Genomic DNA, 18696 nt, shown 5'->3' on the forward strand with positions numbered 1-18696 from the left:
CGGCCTTAACGATCACTCCATTCCTAACTCTTTCAGCTTGCGGGTCAGCGTGTTGCGCCCCCAGCCAAGCAGGCGCGCCGCCTCCTGCTTGTGTCCCTGCGTGTGCCGAAGCGCCGTCGTTAACAGCGTACGCTCCATTTCCGGCTGCGCTTCCGATAACAGGTTTTGATGACCGGAACGCAGCGCGCGATCGGCCCACTGCGCCAGCAGCGTTGCCCAACTATCCGGCAGCGACTGCACCGGGCTGTCAGGCGTCGACGTTTCAAACAGCTCTGGCGGCAGATCCTGAATCAGCACCTCCTGCCCGGCGGCCATCACCGTCAGCCAGCGGCAGGTATTTTCCAGCTGGCGAACGTTACCCGACCAGTGCAGACGCGTGAGCGCCTTTTCGGTTTCGGGATGCAGAATTTTTGCTTCCACGCCCAGTTCGCGTGCGGCAACCTGAAGAAAATAGCGCGCCAGGCGCGGGATATCTTCTCGGCGTTCGCGCAGCGGAGGCAGGTGAACGCGTATCACGTTCAGACGGTGAAAGAGATCCTCGCGGAATTTACCTTCCTGCACCCGCAGTTCAAGATTCTGGTGCGTCGCAGCAATAATACGCACATCCACTTTAACCGGCGCATAGCCGCCAACGCGATAGAACTGACCGTCAGCCAGCACGCGCAGCAGTCGTGTTTGCACATCGAGCGGCATATCGCCAATTTCATCAAGGAACAGCGTGCCGCCATCGGCCTGCTCAAAGCGACCCTGACGAATTTGATTCGCACCGGTGAACGCGCCTTTTTCATGGCCGAACAGCTCAGATTCAATTAAATCTTTCGGGATCGCGGCCATATTCAGCGCGATAAAGGGCGCCTTGCCGCGCGGACTGTGACGATGCAGCGCATGCGCCACCAGCTCCTTACCGGTGCCTGATTCGCCGTTAATCAGCACGCTGATGGAGGAGCGGGAAAGGCGGCCGATGATACGAAATACGTCCTGCATCGCCGGTGCTTCGCCAATGATGTCGGCGGTCGGGCCGCTGACCGGCTGGTTACGCGGCTGCTGCTGCTCCTGATAATGGCTGATCGCGCGTTCGACCAGCGCCACCGCTTCGTCAATATCAAAGGGTTTAGGCAGATAATCAAACGCCCCTTGTTGATAGGCGCTGACTGCCGCATCAAGATCGGAGTGCGCGGTCATAATGATGACCGGGAGCATCGGGTGCCGCTGCTTGATCTGTTTGAGTAGCGCCAGTCCGTCCATGCCGGGCATACGAATATCTGAAAGTAAAACGTCTGGGGTTTTGGTGGTGAGGGCTTCCAGCACCTCGTTACCGCTGTCAAACGTAACACAGCTTAAACCGGCTCCTGTGAGCGCACGCTCGAGCACCCAGCGAATGGAGCTATCGTCATCGACGATCCAAACTATCCCTCGTTGCATAGAAACCTCTATTTACGAATAGGCAGATAAACCGAAAATTCGGTATGGCCAGGCCAACTGTTAAATTCTATTTTTCCCGAGTGCTGATCGATCAGGCTACGCGCGATCGACAGACCCAGGCCGGTTCCGCCTTCGCGTCCGCTTACCATTGGATAAAACAACGTATCCTGAAGCTGCGAAGGAATGCCCGGCCCGTTGTCTTCAATATCAATGCGGGCAACCAGTCGATAACGCGTGCCGTGCAGCGTGAGCTGAAAAGCGGTGCGGGTGCGCAACGTAATGGTTCCTCCGTTTTCCCCGAGCGCCTGAAGCGCATTACGCACCATATTCAACAGCACCTGCTCAATCTGATCGGGATCGTGCGGCAGTTCGGGAAGGCTGGGATCGTAATCACGAATTAACGTGACGTTATCAGGCAGCTCCATTGAAACCAGATTGACCACGCGCTCGGCGGCCTGATGAATGCTTTGGGTAATGTGCATGCCCGGCTGCTGCGGTCCCAACAGGCGATCGACCAGGTTACGCAAGCGGTCGGCCTGTTCAATGATCACTTTGGTGTATTCCGTCAGCGAAGGATCGGGCAGCGCTTTCGCCAGAAGCTGCGCCGCGCCGCGTAAGCCGCCCAATGGATTTTTAATTTCATGCGCCAGGCCGCGAACCAGATCGCGCGCCGCGACCTGCTGCGCATGCTGAAGCTGCTCCTGACTGAGTCGACGCTGATTATCCATCGGCGCCATCTCCAGCAGAATAAAGCCGTCAGCAAGGCGTTGAGCGGTAAGTGACATGATGTGCGCCCGGCTGTCGACCACCAGCGTCACTTCGCTGTCGGTAAAGCCCTGCCCGGCGTTGAGACTTTCGCGCATGACCTCAATATTCAGCGAAAAGTAGCCCACCAGCTCCGGCAGCGGCGTACCAAACAGCTTGCGTGAGCTTTGTGACAGTAACTGCTGCGCCGCAGGATTGGCGAAGTGAACCACCAGTTCGCTGTCAACCAGCAGCACGCTATTAATCAGAGAGTTGAGGATCTGCCCAGCATCGGGCAGCTTGCCTGTTGCCATACAGCGTTCCCCTGCACTTTTTTAGTGCATTATAGTCCCAAAGTCGTTCCGGGACGGCGGATGCGTGGAGAAAAAAGCCCATCCGAAGATGGGCTGCAATTTCCACGGCAACAATTCCCGGCACGTTGATATCAGGAAGCCGGGTGAGAGCGGTTAAACGCTGTAGTAGAGTTCGAATTCAACCGGATGTGGCGTCATACGCACGCGATCCATCTCGGCCTTACGCAGATCGATATAGGCGTCGATAGCGTCATCGGTGAATACGCCGCCGCGCGTCAGGAATTCACGGTCTTCGTTCAGCGCATTCAACGCTTCTTCCAGCGAACCCGCTACTTTTGGAATTTCTGCTTCTTCTTCCGGCGGCAGGTCATACAGGTTTTTGTCCATCGCATCGCCAGGGTGGATCTTGTTGATGATGCCGTCCAGGCCAGCCATCAGCAGTGCAGAGAACGCCAGGTATGGGTTAGCCGCCGGGTCAGGGAAACGCGCTTCGATACGGCGCGCTTTCGGGCTGGCAACCACAGGAATACGGATTGACGCAGAACGGTTACGGGCGGAGTAAGCCAGCATGACCGGGGCTTCGTATCCAGGCACCAGACGCTTGTAGGAGTTAGTGGTTGGGTTAGCCAGCGCGTTGATGGCTTTAGCATGTTTGATCACGCCGCCGATATAGAACAGCGCCGTTTCTGACAGGCCGCCGTATTTATCGCCTGCGAACAGGTTGTTGCCATCTTTAGAAAGTGACATATGGCAGTGCATGCCGGAACCGTTATCACCAAAAATAGGTTTTGGCATAAAGGTGGCCGTTTTGCCCCAGGCGTGCGCAACGTTGTGAACAACGTATTTGTAGATCTGAATTTCGTCCGCTTTTTTGGTCATAGTGTTGAAGCGGGTAGCCACTTCGTTCTGACCTGCCGTTGCCACTTCGTGGTGATGCGCTTCAACCACCAGACCCATCTGTTCCATGATTAGACACATGGCTGAACGGATATCCTGAGAAGAGTCGACCGGTGGTACCGGGAAGTAGCCGCCTTTCAGGCCAGGACGGTGACCTTTGTTGCCGCCTTCATACGTTTTACCGGTGTTCCAGGCTGCTTCGATATCGTCGATAGCCACGTGCGAACCCGACGTCGTTGCGCCGAAGCGGACGTCGTCAAACAGGAAGAATTCAGGCTCTGGTCCAAAAAGAACGGTATCTGCAATGCCTGATGAGCGCAGGAAATCTTCTGCGCGCTTGGCGATTGAGCGCGGATCGCGGTCATAACCCTGCATGGTGCCAGGCTCAAGGATGTCGCAGCGAATGATAAGCGTAGCGTCTTCGAAGAACGGATCGATAACCGCAGTGGACGCATCAGGCATCAGAACCATGTCTGATTCGTTAATGCCTTTCCAGCCGCCAATTGAGGAGCCGTCAAACATTTTGCCTTCTTCGAAGAAGTCAGCGTTAACCTGGTGTGCAGGAATGGTCACATGCTGCTCTTTACCTTTAGTGTCGGTAAAACGCAGGTCAACAAACTTGACTTCATGCTCGTTCATCATCGACAGAACGTGTTCAGCGGACATACTTAACTCTCCTGGATTTTGTCAGTGTCGTGTTGCTCAGAGAGCCTCATGGCGGAGATCTCTGCTACGTCATCAACCGTTGTAGAAACTTGCATTTCTGGCTTAAGAATATAAAAGCGAAATCTATGCCAACTTTCTCATTTGCCCGGAAAAGCGCTATGATGCGCGCTCTTGTTAAAGAAGAGCTGCACCACGATGGATGGCGCGCACCATTATGGTGCTTTGCGGTAGGGTGTTGGCACCATAATGGTGCAAATTATCATTAAGGTGCATTTTTTGCACCGTTATTGGCATAAAAAGCAACCCTGAGAGTTATCTTTAATTGAAATCTGTGATCCTGTTCAGTCCTTCGATTAATCCGTGTACAATAGCGCGCTATTTCTAATGCCTGAGGCAAAGCTGTGATCGAAAATTTGCGTAACATCGCCATTATTGCCCACGTTGACCATGGTAAAACCACCTTGGTTGATAAGTTGCTGCAACAGTCCGGCACGTTTGATGCCCGCGCTGAAGCAACCGAACGCGTAATGGACTCCAACGATTTGGAGAAAGAGCGTGGGATTACCATCCTCGCAAAAAACACCGCCATTAATTGGAAAGACTACCGCATCAATATCGTGGATACCCCCGGACACGCCGACTTCGGCGGCGAGGTGGAGCGCGTGATGTCGATGGTTGACTCGGTGCTGCTGGTTGTGGATGCAATGGATGGCCCTATGCCGCAAACCCGTTTCGTGACCAAAAAAGCGTTCGCTAATGGTCTGAAGCCGATCGTGGTAATTAACAAAGTCGACCGTCCTGGCGCACGTCCGGACTGGGTTGTCGATCAGGTATTCGACCTGTTTGTAAACCTTGACGCGACCGACGAGCAGCTCGACTTCCCGGTAATCTATGCCTCTGCCCTGAACGGTATCGCGGGTCTGGATCATAATGATATGGCCGATGATATGACCCCGCTGTATGAGGCGATCATTGAGCACGTTTCACCGCCGCAGGTTGAAATGGATGCGCCGTTCCAGATGCAGATTTCCCAGCTTGATTACAACAACTACGTTGGCGTAATCGGCATTGGTCGCATTAAGCGTGGTAAAGTTAAGCCGAATCAGCAGGTTACTGTTGTAGACAGCGAAGGCAAAACCCGTAATGGTAAAGTCGGTAAAGTGCTGACTCACCTCGGCCTGGAGCGCATTGACGCCACCGAAGCCGAAGCGGGCGATATCATCGCTATCACCGGTCTGGGCGAACTGAACATCTCCGATACGATCTGTGATCCACAGAACGTTGAGGCGCTGCCAGCGCTGAGCGTTGATGAGCCTACCGTCACCATGTTCTTTAACGTCAACACCTCACCTTTCTGTGGTAAAGAAGGTAAGTACGTGACGTCGCGTCAGATCCTTGACCGTCTGAACAAAGAGCTGGTGCATAACGTGGCGCTGCGCGTGGAAGAAACGTCAGATGCTGACGCGTTCCGCGTATCAGGTCGCGGCGAGCTGCACCTGTCGGTACTGATCGAAAACATGCGCCGTGAAGGTTTCGAACTGGCCGTATCGCGTCCGAAAGTTATCTTCCGTGAATTCGAAGGCCGCAAGCAGGAGCCATTCGAAAACGTTACGCTGGATATCGAAGAGCAGCATCAGGGTTCCGTGATGCAGGCGATGGGCGAGCGTAAAGCCGACATGAAAAACATGGATCCGGATGGTAAAGGTCGCGTACGTCTCGACTACGTTATCCCGAGCCGTGGTCTGATTGGCTTCCGTAACGAGTTCATGACCATGACCTCCGGTACGGGCCTGCTGTACTCTACCTTCAGCCATTATGACGACGTTCGTCAGGGCGAAGTGGGCCAGCGTCAGAACGGCGTGCTGATCTCCAACGGCCAGGGTAAAGCAGTCGCCTTCGCCCTGTACAGCCTTCAGGATCGCGGCAAACTGTTCCTGGGACACGGCGCGGAAGTGTATGAAGGCCAGATCATCGGTATTCACTCACGCTCCAACGATCTGACCGTGAACTGTCTGACCGGTAAGAAACTGACCAACATGCGTGCTTCCGGTACAGACGAAGCCACCACGCTGGTTCCGGCCATCAAAATGACGCTTGAGCAGGCTATCGAGTTCATCGATGATGACGAACTGGTCGAAGTAACGCCGCAGTCCGTGCGTATTCGTAAACGTCACCTGACGGAAAACGATCGTAAACGCGCAAGCCGCGGGCCAAAAGAGAGCTAATCCTCTTTTTGCTCAGCTCTTTTCCAGGCCGGTGTTCATCCGGCCTGGAAGCTTCCTCGCAGTTTTCAAATCCCTCACCTGTTCAGTCTCCTCTTTTAACGCTAGAGTGAATAGCTCACCGGCACAAAAGGAGATGACCATGCTGTATATCTTTGATTTAGGTAACGTCATTGTTGATATTGATTTCAACCGGGTTCTCGGCGTCTGGAGCGATCTGGGTCGTGTGCCGCTCGCCACGCTTACCGCGCGTTTTACCATGGATGAAAACTTTCATCGCCATGAGCGCGGCGAAATCAGCGACGAAGCGTTTGCAGCCAATATGTGTGAATCGCTCGATCTGGCGCTGAGCTTTGAACAGTTTTCCGCAGGCTGGCAGGCGGTTTTTGTCGGCGTGCGTCCCGATGTGATTACGCTGATGAACGATCTGCGCAACCGCGGCGAGCGTGTGGTGATCCTCTCTAATACTAACCGTTTACACTGCGGTTTCTGGCCTTCACAATATCCGGAAGTGCAGCGCGCGGCGGATAAAGTGTATCTTTCACAGGAGATGGGCATGCGCAAGCCGGAAACGCGTATTTACCAGCAGGTTTTAAATGAAGAGGGCGTGGCGGCGAATCAGGCCATTTTCTTTGATGACAACCTTGAGAATATTGAAGGCGCTCGCGCGGTCGGTATTCACAGCGTCCATGTAACCAGTGCCGACACGGTTCCCGCGTTTTTTGCCGCTCGTTCCTGATTATGCGGGCCATCAACCATTATCGGCATCGCTGCCGCGCCATTTGGGGGTGGATAAAACTCCTCTGGCAACGCATTGACGAAGACGGCATGACCATGCTCGCAGGTAATCTCGCCTATGTCTCTCTGCTGTCGCTGGTGCCGCTGGTAGCGGTAGTCTTTGCGCTGTTTGCGGCTTTCCCGGTGTTTTCAGACGTCAGCGTTCAGCTTAAGCGTTTCGTCTTCAACAACTTTGTGCCGTCGTCCGGGACGATTATTCAGAGCTACCTGGAGCAGTTCGTCGCGAACGTTAACAAAATGACGGCGGTGGGCGCCTGTGGGCTGGTGATCACCGCGCTGCTGCTGATGTACGCCATTGACTCTGCGCTGAACACCATCCTGCGCAGCCAGCGTAAACGCCCGCTGGTCTACTCCTTTGCCGTTTACTGGATGATCCTCACGCTGGGGCCGCTGCTGGCAGGGGCCAGCCTGGCGATAAGCTCTTATCTGCTTTCGTTACGCTGGGCGTCGGTAACCGGCGTCAGCTGGCTGATTGAATACGGGTTGCGCGTCTTTCCGCTATTGCTCTCGTGGCTCTCTTTCTGGCTGCTTTACAGCATCGTGCCGACAAGGCAGGTGCCAATGAAAGATGCGCTGATCGGTGCACTGGTGGCCGGGTTGCTGTTTGAGTTAGGAAAAAAGGGGTTTGCACTCTATGTTACGATGTTTCCGTCGTATCAGTTAATTTACGGTGTGCTGGCGGTGATCCCGATTCTGTTTCTCTGGGTCTACTGGACCTGGTGTATCGTGCTGTTGGGCGCAGAAATTGCGGCGACGCTGGGTGATTATCGCCTGTTAAAGCAACAAGAGCAGGAAAAGGAAGACGCGGAACGATGATTGCCTTAATTCAACGCGCGCTGAACGCAAGCGTAACGATTGCCGGAGAAACAACAGGGGAAATCGGCCCCGGTTTGCTCATTTTGTTAGGCGTGGAAAAAGGCGACGATGCGCAAAAAGCACAGCGTTTGTGCGATCGGGTACTGGGCTACCGTATTTTCAGCGACGAAAATGGCAAAATGAATCTTAACGTTCAACAGATCGGAGGCAGCGTGCTGGTGGTATCGCAGTTCACCCTTGCCGCCGACACACAAAAAGGGATGCGGCCTGGCTTTTCCGGCGGCGCCGAGCCCGGCGAAGCGGCGCGTTTATATGACTATTTTGTTGGCTGCTGTCGTGAAAAAGGGATAACCACAGAAACCGGACGCTTCGCTGCCGATATGCAGGTTGCGCTGGTTAACGACGGGCCGGTAACCTTCTGGCTTCAGCTTTAGAGCTGCGGCTTCAGTAAGAGAGAACGCGTTTATGTATCATCTTCGAGTGCCTGAAACAGCGGAAGAGCTGGATACCTACTATCAGTTTCGCTGGGAAATGCTGCGAAAGCCGCTTCATCAGCCGATGGGCTCTGAACGAGACGCCTGGGATGCGCTGGCGCATCACCAAATGGTCGTGGACGAGCGCGGCGATCCTGTCGCGGCCGGGCGTTTATATATCAATGCGGACAATGAAGCGGCCATTCGCTTTCTGGCGGTGCATCCTTCGGTGCAGGGCAAGGGGCTTGGCACGCTGGTAGCGATGACGCTGGAATCCGTCGCGCGGCAGGAAGGCGCCAAGCGCGTGGTGTGCAGCGCGCGCGAGGACGCCGTCAATTTTTTTGGCAAGCTCGGTTACATCAACGAGGGTGAAATTACCGCGCCGCAGACCACGCCGGTGCGGCATTTCCTGATGATTAAACCAGTAATGACGCTGGATGATATCCTGCATCGCGCCGACTGGTGCGGACAGCTTCAGCAGGCGTGGTACAACCATATTCCGCTCAGCGAGAAGATGGGCGTGCGTATCCTGCAATACACCGGGAAAAAGTTCATCACCACCATGCCGGAGACGGGCAATCAGAATCCTAATCACACGCTGTTTGCCGGCAGCCTTTTCTCGCTGGCCACGCTAACCGGCTGGGGGCTGATCTGGCTGCTGCTTCGCGAACAGCACCTTGGCGGCACTATTATTCTTGCGGATGCGCACATTCGCTACAGTCATCCCATTTCAGGCAAGCCGGGCGCGGTTGCTGACCTGGGCTCATTGAGCGGCGATCTGGCTCGGCTGGCGCGTGGGCGCAAAGCACGGGTGCAGCTTGAGGTGGAGCTTTTTGGCAATGAAGTATGCGGCGCGGTGTTTGAGGGCGTCTATATAGTGCTGCCCGCCGACCCGGACGGCCCGCTGGAGCTGGGCGGATCGGGCTGACGAGCCGTGTGGCCAGCGCTTAGCGCCCTTTTTTACGGCGTCCGGGCTGGTTAAAGCGCTGGCGGGCGCCGCCTGATTTATCCGCTGCTTTAGGCGCAGGCGCGCCCGGTTTCTTCGCTGTTGCAGGCTTTGCTTTGGGCTTTTTCACCGTTTTCTCATCGGAGGAGGAGTTCTCGGTAAGCCTGAATAATTCAATCAACTCGTCGTCGGTTAAATCACGCCATTCACCCGGTGGCAAACCTTTCAGGTTCACGTTCATGATGCGGGTGCGTTCAAGTTTGGTGACTTCATAATCGAAGTGCTTACACATGCGGCGGATCTGACGGTTGAGCCCCTGCACCAGCGTAATGCGGAAAGCGAACGGCGCTTCTTTTCTCACTTTGCATTTTTTTGTCACCGTACCCAGCATTGGCACGCCCGCGCTCAGTCCGTGGATAAATTCATCGGTTACCGGTTTATTCACCGTTACCACGTACTCTTTCTCGTGGTTATTACCGGCGCGCAGGATTTTGTTGACCAAATCGCCGTGGTTGGTCAGGAAGATCAGCCCCTGCGACTCTTTATCCAGACGACCAATGGGGAAAACGCGCTTGCTGTGATTAACAAAATCAACGATGTTGTTCTGTTCGTTTTCTTCGGTGGTACAGATCACGCCAACCGGTTTATTCAGCGCAATGAGCACCAGGTCTTCTTCGTTACGCGGCTCAATCAACTGACCATTAACCTTTACCACGTCGCCGGCAAATACCTGATCGCCCACCGAGGCGCGTTTGCCGTTAATAAAAACATTTCCCTGTTCGACATAGCGATCGGCATCGCGCCGTGAGCAGATACCGCTTTCGCTTATGTATTTATTTAAACGCGTGGACAGCATGAGACCTCCGTAAAAAAACGGACTATACCTCACCGCCACGATGCTTAAAACAGGAGATTACCGCGCGCCGACAACCTGGCCCGCCTGCATGGTTTGCTGGAGCGATTTCTCACCGGCGGTCACTGAAAGCGTGCCGTTTACCGTTGGCCTCAGCGCCGTTCCGGCGGCCAGGCTGGCGTTGATTTTTAGTTGCATATCGCCATTTCCCTCCAGCGGTAACGCCGGCCAGCCCCAGTTTTGCAACAGGTTAACCGGCACCTGGCGGCCGTTGAGCGAGAGGTTCAGCGCCCGCTGCGGCTGCTGAGACAGCGTTGCCACGCCCTCAATCATGCCCTGGCGGGTAAACGCGCTCATTTCCGTGACGTTGATGGCGTTCGCCTCTGCATTGAGCGTAATGGAAGGATGACGGACATCAACGCCATTCCACGTCGCCTGTGCGGCGTTCAGGCTGAGCCTGCCCGCTCCCATTCCCCACTGGTGATTATGTGCCAGCAGCAGGTTGCTGCCGCTGCCTTCCAGCGAGGTCATCTGGAACGGAAAGTCCGGATTAATATCAATAATTAAATTACGGTTCGCTTCGAACCTGGTCACTTCCACGCCGGAAAGCCAGTCCGGCAGTCGCGCCATCCAGCGTTCTCGCCACTGGCGGGGCAGCGTATACTCCAGCCCGGCTATCGCCATTTCGTCCAGCGTCAGCTTTTTATCATTGCGCGTCCACTTTCCGGTGGTGCGCACCAGACCATCCGCGAAGCGTGAACTGAACTGCGTCAGCGCCACGCCGTCGCGCGAAAAGGTCATATTGGCGATGGGATCGTTGAGCTGGAAGTCGCCGTTCACAAAGCCGTTGGCATTCATTGACAGCGAACCGTCGTCGCTCTCCCAGTCGCCATCGCGCAGGGTGATATTTTTGAGCACCATATCAAAATCGGTAATCGCCCAGTCTGCGCCCTCAAGGCGAGCATCGGTGACGTCCACGCGATCGAAATGCACGGCGGGCAGGGTGAAAATCGGCGTCAGAAATGCGGAAAGCGATTTCTCGCTTTGCAGACGAATGCTGTTCAGACGCAGAGTCGAAACCTGCCACTGACCCTGCGCGTCACGGATTGCGCTGCCGGTGACAGAGCCCAGCGCCAGGTCCGCACCCAGATTGCTGATGACTAACTGCTGCTGAGTTTTGCTGCCCTGAATCAGCACGTTCGCGGCCGGAATGCCGCTGATGTCCAGCGAGCCTGCGCTCATCTGAAAACGCGCGCTGTTACCGATAAAATCGCCCCGGGCTGGTTTCCAGTCGAGGATGCCGCCGTCAACGCGCTGCGCGGTGAAGGGCAGTTCGCCGTGCGTATTATTTACCGCCATCTGGTTAAGCTGAAGCCGGTCGGCCTCCAGTGGCAGGCCCGCGCTGTTGTTATCGATATTCAGCGTGCCTTTTTCCAGCAGGATGCTGCCGAAACGCTGCGGCGCGGTAAACTGAGCGGCGCGCACGCCTAAATCAACGCGCCGGGCGGTAACCGTTGCGGCCTGGCCCTCACGGCCAAATGAGACGTTATTGAAGATCAGATGCGCAGGATCGGAAAAGTTATGCTCCAGCTTACTAAAGGTAAGCTGATAGGGCGTGTGCTTGCTGACGGCACGGCTTATCCAGCCCGCGCCCCACTGCGTTTGCAGCAGGAAATAGAAAATCACGATCGCCAGCAGGATTAACAGCAGCAGCGAGAGCAGAATTTTTCCGAGTAATTTCATTGCACCTTTCCCTATGAGCGTTCGTCAGTGTGTTGTTATGCCTGATTTAATGACGAAGCTCAACCGCCAGTCAGTGCGGACGCTTCGAAAAACGCCCGACGCAGACTGACAGGATGACACAGGAAGCGTTTATTTTTCCTGCGGAAAGAGCAGATTCAGAATGATGGCGGTGATGCCGCCAGCCGCAATGCCGGAGGAGAGCAGCGTTTTCAGCCAGTCAGGGGCAAACTGCAAAATCAGCGGCTGTTGAGACACGCCAAGCCCTACCGCCAGCGAAAGGGCGATAATCATAATAGCCCGACGATTGAGCGGCTCGCGCGACACAATACGTACGCCGGAAGCGGCGATGGTGCCGAACATCACAATTGTCGCGCCGCCCAGCACGGGTTCAGGAATATGCTGAACGAATCCGCTGACCGCCGGAAACAGACCCAGCACGATCAGCATCAGCGCCACTACGAAACCAACGTAGCGGCTGGCAACGCCGGTGAGCTGGATCACGCCATTGTTCTGTCCGAAACAGGAGTTGGGGAAGGTGTTAAACAGCGCAGAGACACATGAGTTCAGGCCATTAGCCAGCACGCCGCCCTTCAGCCGCGCCATATAAAGCGGGCCGCTGACCGGTTGTTCAGACACATCGGAGGTGGCGGTAATGTCGCCAATGGTTTCCAGTGAGGTCACCATAAATACCAGCATCAGCGGGATCAGCAGATTCCAGTCAATGCCGAGCCCATAATAGAAGGGTGTCGGAATCGTTATCAGTGACTGATTCATGGCTGTGGTATTTTCCGGCAGCATATCTAGCGCCCAGGCCAGCAGATAGCCTACCGCCATCGCGATCACCAGCGAGGCCACGCGCAGGTAAGGGTTGCGCTGACGGTTAAGCAGAATAATGACCAGCAGCACCGCGCCCGCCAGCAGCAGATTTTTCGGCGCGCCGAAGGTGTGATCGTTCATTGCGGCAAAACCGCCGCCGATGGAGGTCAGCCCGACCTGAATCAGCGACAGGCCAATGATCATCACCACGATGCCTGACACCAGCGGCGTAATGACGCGCCGCGCCAGATGAAGCACGCGTGAGAGCAGCATTTCGGTACAGGAGGCCAGCATCAGCGTGCCGAACAGTGCCGCCATCATGGTCGGTACATCTGCGCCGCCGTTTTTCAACGCCATCCCACCCATGATCAGTGGCGTAACAAAGTTAAAGCTGGTGCCCTGAATCGACAGGAGTCCGGAGCCTATTGGTCCCCACGTCTTGATCTGCAAAATGGACGCCACGCCGGAAGCAAACAGCGACATACTGATAATGTGCTGCGTATCCTGCGCGGGCAGGCCGAGCGCCTGGCAAATCAGCAGCGCTGGCGTAATGACCGCAACAAACATCGCCAGCAGGTGCTGGCAGGCGGCGAAAAGGGTTTGCGGCAGCGGCGGGCGGTCTTCCAGACGATAGATCAATTCGCTTTGAGTGGCGCGGCGTTGCAGCCCGGCGTCGGGGTTATTCACGGACATTTTCACGGTTCCCTGGTGAACAAAGTGGGGATTCTAATCGCGCAGGCGCAAAAAGCAATCGTTTGCTCACCTGAATATTTCTCAGGCTTCGCGCGGCATGTTTAGCGGGCTATAGTATTTAACTGACCAGTACAAAAGGAGTAACAATATGGATCACCTTGCAGAGGTTGTCGCTCGCGTTGATGAATCAATCGTGAAGAACGTTATTCCGCAGATGAACACGCTACTGTGTGAGTTGAGCGAGGACAAAGCGCTGTCGCGCGAAGATCGCTACGCGCAGCAACAGCGCCTGCGCGTTGCCGTATTTAAGCACAGCACGGAAAAGGAAGAGTTGGCCGAGCAGCGCAGGCGGTGGCTGACGCAGGGCGGAATCATCACCTGAGATCAGGCATTGGTATAGCGTTCGGTTTCCGGTAGCCAGCGCTCAATCAGCGCCTGCGCCTGCTCAGGGTAGCGCTGGTGAATATGACGCGCCACGCGCTGCACTTCAGGGATCATCGCCGCATCGCGCAGCAGATCGGCGACGCGAAAAGCGGCGCTACCGGTCTGACGCGTGCCCAACAGCTCGCCGGGGCCGCGGATTTCCAAATCGCATTGCGCGATAACAAATCCGTCGTTACTGTCGCGGAGCACCTGAAGACGTTTTTGCGCGGTTTTGCTCAACGGCGCTTTATACAACAATACGCAATGCGATGCGACGGAACCGCGCCCCACGCGGCCACGTAGCTGATGGAGCTGCGCCAGTCCAAGGCGCTCCGGGTTCTCGATAATCATCAGGCTGGCGTTCGGGACATCCACACCCACTTCAATCACCGTGGTTGCCACCAGCAGATGCGTCTCACCTGCCTTAAAGGCCTGCATAACCGCCTGCTTCTCGGCAGGTTTCATGCGGCCGTGCACTAATCCAACCTGAAGTTCAGGGAGCGCGAGCTTAAGCTCTTCCCGGGTGGCTTCCGCGGCCTGCGCCTCAAGCTGTTCAGACTCTTCAATCAGCGTGCAAACCCAATAGGCCTGACGACCTGCGCCACAGGCGCTTTTCACCCGATCGATAATTTCTCCCCGCCGCGTATCGGGAATGGCCACGGTGGTCACCGGCGTGCGACCCGGCGGCAGTTCGTCAATGGTTGACGTATCCAGATCGGCATAGGCGGTCATTGCCAGCGTGCGGGGGATAGGCGTGGCGGTCATGATCAACTGGTGCGGATGAAAACCCTGCTCTTCACCCTTCTCCCACAGCGCCAGACGTTGATGCACGCCAAAGCGGTGCTGCTCATCAATAATCACCAGCGCCAGGCCGTTAAACTGCACCTGTTCCTGAAAAATGGCATGGGTGCCAACAATCATCGACACCCGGCCTGATGCGATCGCCTCCTGCTGGGCCTGTCGCGCTTTACCTTTCTGCTTACCGGCAAGCCAGCCCACCTCAAGCCCTAACGGCGCAAACCACTGGCGGAAGTTACTGGCGTGCTGTTCCGCCAGGAGTTCGGTGGGCGCCATCAGCGCCACCTGCTTACCCCAGGCAATGACTTTCAGGGCGGCCAGAGCCGCCACCAGCGTTTTACCTGAGCCTACATCGCCCTGAACCAGACGCATCATGGGATAGTCATGGGCTAAATCCTCTTCGATCTCACGGACCACACGGGTCTGCGCGCCGGTGGGCCGGAAGGGAAGGGAAGCCAACAGTTTGTCGCTCAGATCGTTGCGCGCACTCATCGGCAGCGCGTGATAACGCTGCGCGCCAGCGCGAACGGCAAGCATACTGAGGTTATGCGCCAGTAGCTCTTCCATAATCAGACGTCGCTGTGCGGGATGTTTTCCGCCTTCGAGATCGGCCAGCGCGATATCCGGCGGCGGACGATGAAGCGTACGCAGCGCCTCCGGCAGGCTTATCATACCGTGACTCATCTCTGGCGGCAGCAGTTCGGCAATGGCGCAGGTTTCTAACAATACAAGCGCCTGATCGGTAAGATTACGCAGCGTCGCCTGACGAATGCCTTCCGTGGTGGGATAAACGGGCGTCAGCGTCTCCTGTAGTTCAGGCGTGCTGTTGTCATCCTGCACGCGATATTCAGGATGGATAATTTCAGCACCGCGCTGGCCGCGCTTGATTTCACCCCAGGCGATGACGCGGCGGCCCGGAGAGAGGCTGTTTTTCATTCCCGCATTGAAATTGAAAAAGCGTAACGTCAGAATGCCGCTGCCGTCACTTATCTGACAGGTCAGCATGCGGCGGCGACCAAAAGAGATATCGCTGTGCAGCACTTCACCTTCGACGGTGGCGTAAACGTCAGGCAGCAGATCGTTGATGGTGTACAGGCGGGTGCGGTCTTCATAGCGCAGCGGCAGGTGTAATAACAGATCCTGAACGGTGGCCAGCCCCAGCTTCGCCAGCTTTCCTGCCTGGCTTGCGCCAACGCCGGAAAGCGACGTCAGCGGCACGGCATCCAGCAGGCGGCCGTTCATTTTTTTCGCACCGATGACTGCATTGTTGCCCACCAGTCCGCGTCGGCGATGACCTCGCCTGTATCGCTGATTTCTGGTCGTGGCAACCCTTTGTGTTTCGCCACGCGCGCCAGAACCGGATAGCCTCCTTCAAACAGCAGGCGCTGCTGCTCATCGCGCGGCAGCGTGCTGGTCTGGCGTTGATACATGCCCGCATTTTGCCGTTGGCGCTGGGCTTCGTACAAAATCAGCGCGCAGGCCACGGAGACGTTAAGGGACTGCACCATACCCACCATGGGGATCACAATTTCACGATCGGCCAGTTCAAGCGCCCGAGGAGTAATACCAAATTTTTCCTGACCAAGGAGAATGCAGGTAGGGCGGGTATAATCAATTTCGCGGAAATCAACGGCCTTATCAGAGAGATGCGTTGCCAGAATCTGCATGTTTTGGTTTTTAAAAAAACCGGCGGCATCTTCAATGCAGCGGTGCGTTTTGACCTCTACCCAGCTGTTGCTGCCCGCCGCCGAGGAAGCCCGCGTGCGCATTCGGCTGCCGGGCCAGACCGCATGTACCTGATGAACGCCAACGGCATCCGCCGTACGAATAACGGCGGAAACATTGTGAGGCTTGTGCACCTGCTCCATGCAGACGGTGAGGTCATGCTGGCGGGCGGCCAGCATTTCAAGGATGCGCGCAAAGCGTTGGGCGTTCATGCGCTAATTACGATTACGATGAACTTTTATCACATCCGGCATTACGCGAATTTTGCGCATAATATTCGCCAGATGGACGCGATCGCGGGCGGTCAGACGGATGAAGGCGCTGTAAACGCGGCCGTCTTTCTCTTCCGTATTCAGGCTCTGAATATTAGAGCCCGCAGTATTAATTGCCGCCGTCAGGTTAGCCAGCGCGCCCTGATGGTTAAACATGTCCACCTTGATCTCCGCCACGAACTCCTGCTCGGTCACCTTATCCCATTCGACGGCCATAAACTTCTCTGGCTCTTTTTGATAGCCACGAATGTTACGGCAGGATTCGTGATGCACCACCAGCCCCTTACCGGGACTGACATGAGCGACAATCGGGTCGCCGGGAATGGGACGACAGCATTTGGCAAAGGTGATCAGCACGCCGTCGGCGCCTTTTATCGGCAGCTTGCTGCGGGAGGACGACGGTGAAAGCTGCGCCTCAACGTCGCTCTGTTGCAGATTTTTCGCAATAACGACACTCATCGCGTTGCCGAGGCCGATCTCTGCCAGCAGATCGTCCAGCGTCGCCAGCTTCATGCGGGCCAGCTCGTGCTGAATATTTTCCGGTGGAATTTCTGCCAGCTTGCGGCTGCCGCCAAGCGCATGGTTGAGCAGACGGCGCCCCAGACTGACCGAGTCGTCGCGCTTAAGGTTTTTCAACAGCTGGCGAATTTTGGCGCGCGCTTTCGAACTGACCACAAAGTTGAGCCATGCCGCGTTGGGGCGGGCGCCCGGCGCGGTGATCACTTCAATGGTTTGCCCGCTGGTTAACGGCTGCGATAGCGGGTAAGGTTGCCGATCGACGCGTGCGCCGACGCAGGCATGCCCGATATCGGTGTGCACCGCGTAGGCAAAGTCCACCGGCGTGGCGCCGGCAGGCAGCTCGACGATGCGGCCTTCGGGGGTAAAAACGTAAATCTCATCCGGAAACAGATCGGATTTAACGCTCTCAATAAATTCAAAGGAGCTTCCGGCGCTTTGCTGAAGTTCCAGCAGGCTTTGCAGCCAGCGCTGAGCCCGGATCTGCGCGGTAGTGCCGCTCTCGCCCTGCTCTTTGTAAGCCCAGTGCGCCGCCACGCCCATTTCCGCCATCTGATCCATATCTTCCGTGCGGATCTGAACTTCAACCGGTACGCCGTGCGGGCCAATCATTGATGTATGGAGCGACTGATAGCCGTTGGCTTTGGGAATGGCAATATAGTCTTTAACGCGGCCCGGACGCGGCTTGTAAAGGCTGTGCATCTGACCCAGCACGCGATAGCAGGTATCCACATCGCTTACGATGACCCGAAAAGCATAAATATCCATAATCGAATGGAAGCGCTGCTCTTTCAGGTGCATTTTGCAGTAGATAGAGTAGAGATGTTTCTCCCTACCGCTAACGCGACAGGGGATCCCCGCCTCCTGCAAACGACCGTCGATTTCAGAGAGGATTTTTTGGATCATCTCTTTACGGTTGCCGCGCGCGGCTTTCACCACTTCTTTAATAACGCGGTAACGATTGGGATAAAGGGCTTCAAAACCCAGCTCTTCCAGCTCTGTCTTGAGGTGATGAATACCCAGTCGATGGGCCAGCGGGCTGTAAATTTCCAGCGTTTCTAACGCGATACGACGGCGCTTGTCCGGTCGCAACGCGCCAAGCGTACGCATATTGTGCGTCCGGTCTGCCAGCTTGATAAGGATGACGCGGATATCCTGCACCATCGCCATAATCATCTTGCGGAAGTTTTCCGCCTGCGCTTCTTTTTTGTCGCGAAACTTCAGCTTATCGAGCTTGGAAACGCCTTCGACCAGTTCGGCAACGCTTCTGCCAAAAAGCTGTTCCATGTCCTGGTAGGTTGCAGGGGTATCTTCAATCACATCATGCAGAAGCGCGGCCATGAGCGTTTCATAGTCGAGCTTCATTTCCGCAAGGATACTGGCGACGGCAACCGGATGGGTGATATAAGGCTCACCGCTGGAGCGCGTCTGTCCCTCGTGGGCATCACGTGCGACAAGGTAGGCCTGCTTGAGGCGCTTTATCTGCTCCTCAGGCAAGTACTTTTCAATCAGCTGATTAAGGCTTTCAAACAGATACAAGGGCGCGCCTTCGTGCTAAT

At 55.9% G+C, this 18696-nt stretch carries 15 protein-coding genes; 6 read left to right on the plus strand and 9 right to left on the minus strand.

Annotation, left to right across the window (positions count from 1 at the left end):
• Positions 1-12: 12 nt before the first annotated feature.
• The 3 genes from glnG to glnA form a co-directional block, all read right to left on the minus strand.
• Positions 13-1422: a nitrogen regulation protein NR(I) gene (glnG, locus tag FA91_RS18880; protein WP_034918298.1), complete on the minus strand. Its 1410-nt coding sequence runs from the start codon at positions 1420-1422 to the stop codon at positions 13-15.
• A gap of 8 nt (positions 1423-1430) precedes the next feature.
• Complete coding sequence (glnL, locus tag FA91_RS18885; protein WP_034918299.1) at positions 1431-2480, minus strand: nitrogen regulation protein NR(II); 1050 nt, start codon at positions 2478-2480, stop codon at positions 1431-1433.
• Between the two features lie 153 nt (positions 2481-2633).
• The gene (gene glnA, locus FA91_RS18890) at positions 2634-4043 is read right to left on the minus strand and encodes a glutamate--ammonia ligase (RefSeq protein ID WP_034918301.1); all 1410 of its coding nucleotides are present in this window, start codon (positions 4041-4043) and stop codon (positions 2634-2636) included.
• Positions 4044-4444: 401 nt separating this feature from the next.
• On the opposite strand from glnA, the gene typA reads away from it, so the two are divergent.
• The 5 genes from typA to fabY all read left to right on the plus strand — a co-directional run bounded on the left by typA (position 4445) and on the right by fabY (position 9280).
• Positions 4445-6268 carry a ribosome-dependent GTPase TypA gene (typA, locus tag FA91_RS18895; RefSeq protein WP_034918304.1) on the plus strand — a complete coding sequence of 608 codons (1824 nt, stop codon included), beginning with the start codon at positions 4445-4447 and terminating at the stop codon, positions 6266-6268.
• 139 nt (positions 6269-6407) lie between these two features.
• On the plus strand, positions 6408-7004 hold the full coding sequence (gene yihX / locus FA91_RS18900; RefSeq protein ID WP_034918307.1) for a glucose-1-phosphatase: 597 nt from the start codon (positions 6408-6410) through the stop codon (positions 7002-7004).
• A gap of 2 nt (positions 7005-7006) precedes the next feature.
• Entirely contained in the window at positions 7007-7879 is an 873-nt protein-coding gene (locus FA91_RS18905; protein ID WP_034918310.1) for a virulence factor BrkB family protein, read from the plus strand.
• On the plus strand, positions 7876-8313 hold the full coding sequence (gene dtd, locus FA91_RS18910; RefSeq protein ID WP_034918311.1) for a D-aminoacyl-tRNA deacylase: 438 nt from the start codon (positions 7876-7878) through the stop codon (positions 8311-8313). Before FA91_RS18905 ends, dtd begins: the two co-directional genes overlap by 4 nt.
• 31 nt (positions 8314-8344) lie before the next feature.
• Positions 8345-9280 (plus strand): fatty acid biosynthesis protein FabY, encoded by a 936-nt coding sequence (gene fabY, locus FA91_RS18915; RefSeq protein WP_034918314.1) that lies wholly within the window; start codon positions 8345-8347, stop codon positions 9278-9280.
• Between the two features lie 19 nt (positions 9281-9299).
• Here the strand turns inward: fabY and rluF are convergent, their stop codons facing one another.
• The 3 genes from rluF to FA91_RS18930 all read right to left on the minus strand — a co-directional run bounded on the left by rluF (position 9300) and on the right by FA91_RS18930 (position 13403).
• Entirely contained in the window at positions 9300-10154 is an 855-nt protein-coding gene (gene rluF / locus FA91_RS18920; RefSeq protein WP_034918316.1) for a 23S rRNA pseudouridine(2604) synthase RluF, read from the minus strand.
• Between the two features lie 57 nt (positions 10155-10211).
• Positions 10212-11894, minus strand: a complete 1683-nt coding sequence (locus FA91_RS18925; protein ID WP_034918318.1) for an AsmA family protein — start codon at positions 11892-11894, stop codon at positions 10212-10214.
• A gap of 129 nt (positions 11895-12023) precedes the next feature.
• Entirely contained in the window at positions 12024-13403 is a 1380-nt protein-coding gene (locus tag FA91_RS18930; RefSeq protein ID WP_034918320.1) for a uracil-xanthine permease family protein, read from the minus strand.
• Positions 13404-13551: 148 nt separating this feature from the next.
• Here FA91_RS18930 and FA91_RS18935 point away from each other — a divergent pair, with 148 nt between their 5' ends.
• Positions 13552-13785, plus strand: coding sequence for a DUF2526 family protein (locus FA91_RS18935; RefSeq protein ID WP_034918323.1), 234 nt, complete (start codon positions 13552-13554; stop codon positions 13783-13785).
• A 2-nt stretch (positions 13786-13787) separates the two neighbouring features.
• On the opposite strand, the gene recG is transcribed toward FA91_RS18935, so the two are convergent.
• From recG to spoT, 3 genes are read right to left on the minus strand one after another with little or no spacing between them, the layout of a single operon-like run.
• Positions 13788-15866, minus strand: coding sequence for an ATP-dependent DNA helicase RecG (gene recG / locus FA91_RS18940; protein ID WP_034919578.1), 2079 nt, complete (start codon positions 15864-15866; stop codon positions 13788-13790).
• Positions 15863-16561 (minus strand): tRNA (guanosine(18)-2'-O)-methyltransferase TrmH, encoded by a 699-nt coding sequence (gene trmH / locus FA91_RS18945; RefSeq protein ID WP_034918325.1) that lies wholly within the window; start codon positions 16559-16561, stop codon positions 15863-15865. The genes recG and trmH overlap by 4 nt, the downstream gene beginning before the upstream one ends.
• Before the next feature lie 3 nt (positions 16562-16564).
• Entirely contained in the window at positions 16565-18676 is a 2112-nt protein-coding gene (spoT, locus tag FA91_RS18950) for a bifunctional GTP diphosphokinase/guanosine-3',5'-bis pyrophosphate 3'-pyrophosphohydrolase (protein ID WP_034918328.1), read from the minus strand.
• Positions 18677-18696 lie beyond the last annotated feature (20 nt).

This window comes from Erwinia sp. 9145, from assembly GCF_000745075.1.
GTDB lineage: Bacteria > Pseudomonadota > Gammaproteobacteria > Enterobacterales > Enterobacteriaceae > Erwinia > Erwinia oleae.

Coding starts and splice junctions, on each gene's coding strand:
- FA91_RS18905 (WP_034918310.1), top strand. CDS start 7,007: ATGCGGGCCATCAACCATTATCGGCATCGCTGCCGCGCCATTTGGGGG.
- glnL (WP_034918299.1), bottom strand. CDS start 2,480: ATGGCAACAGGCAAGCTGCCCGATGCTGGGCAGATCCTCAACTCTCTG.
- glnA (WP_034918301.1), bottom strand. CDS start 4,043: ATGTCCGCTGAACACGTTCTGTCGATGATGAACGAGCATGAAGTCAAG.
- fabY (WP_034918314.1), top strand. CDS start 8,345: ATGTATCATCTTCGAGTGCCTGAAACAGCGGAAGAGCTGGATACCTAC.
- FA91_RS18930 (WP_034918320.1), bottom strand. CDS start 13,403: ATGTCCGTGAATAACCCCGACGCCGGGCTGCAACGCCGCGCCACTCAA.
- FA91_RS18925 (WP_034918318.1), bottom strand. CDS start 11,894: ATGAAATTACTCGGAAAAATTCTGCTCTCGCTGCTGCTGTTAATCCTG.
- rluF (WP_034918316.1), bottom strand. CDS start 10,154: ATGCTGTCCACGCGTTTAAATAAATACATAAGCGAAAGCGGTATCTGC.
- glnG (WP_034918298.1), bottom strand. CDS start 1,422: ATGCAACGAGGGATAGTTTGGATCGTCGATGACGATAGCTCCATTCGC.
- dtd (WP_034918311.1), top strand. CDS start 7,876: ATGATTGCCTTAATTCAACGCGCGCTGAACGCAAGCGTAACGATTGCC.
- recG (WP_034919578.1), bottom strand. CDS start 15,866: ATGAACGGCCGCCTGCTGGATGCCGTGCCGCTGACGTCGCTTTCCGGC.
- FA91_RS18935 (WP_034918323.1), top strand. CDS start 13,552: ATGGATCACCTTGCAGAGGTTGTCGCTCGCGTTGATGAATCAATCGTG.
- yihX (WP_034918307.1), top strand. CDS start 6,408: ATGCTGTATATCTTTGATTTAGGTAACGTCATTGTTGATATTGATTTC.
- trmH (WP_034918325.1), bottom strand. CDS start 16,561: ATGAACGCCCAACGCTTTGCGCGCATCCTTGAAATGCTGGCCGCCCGC.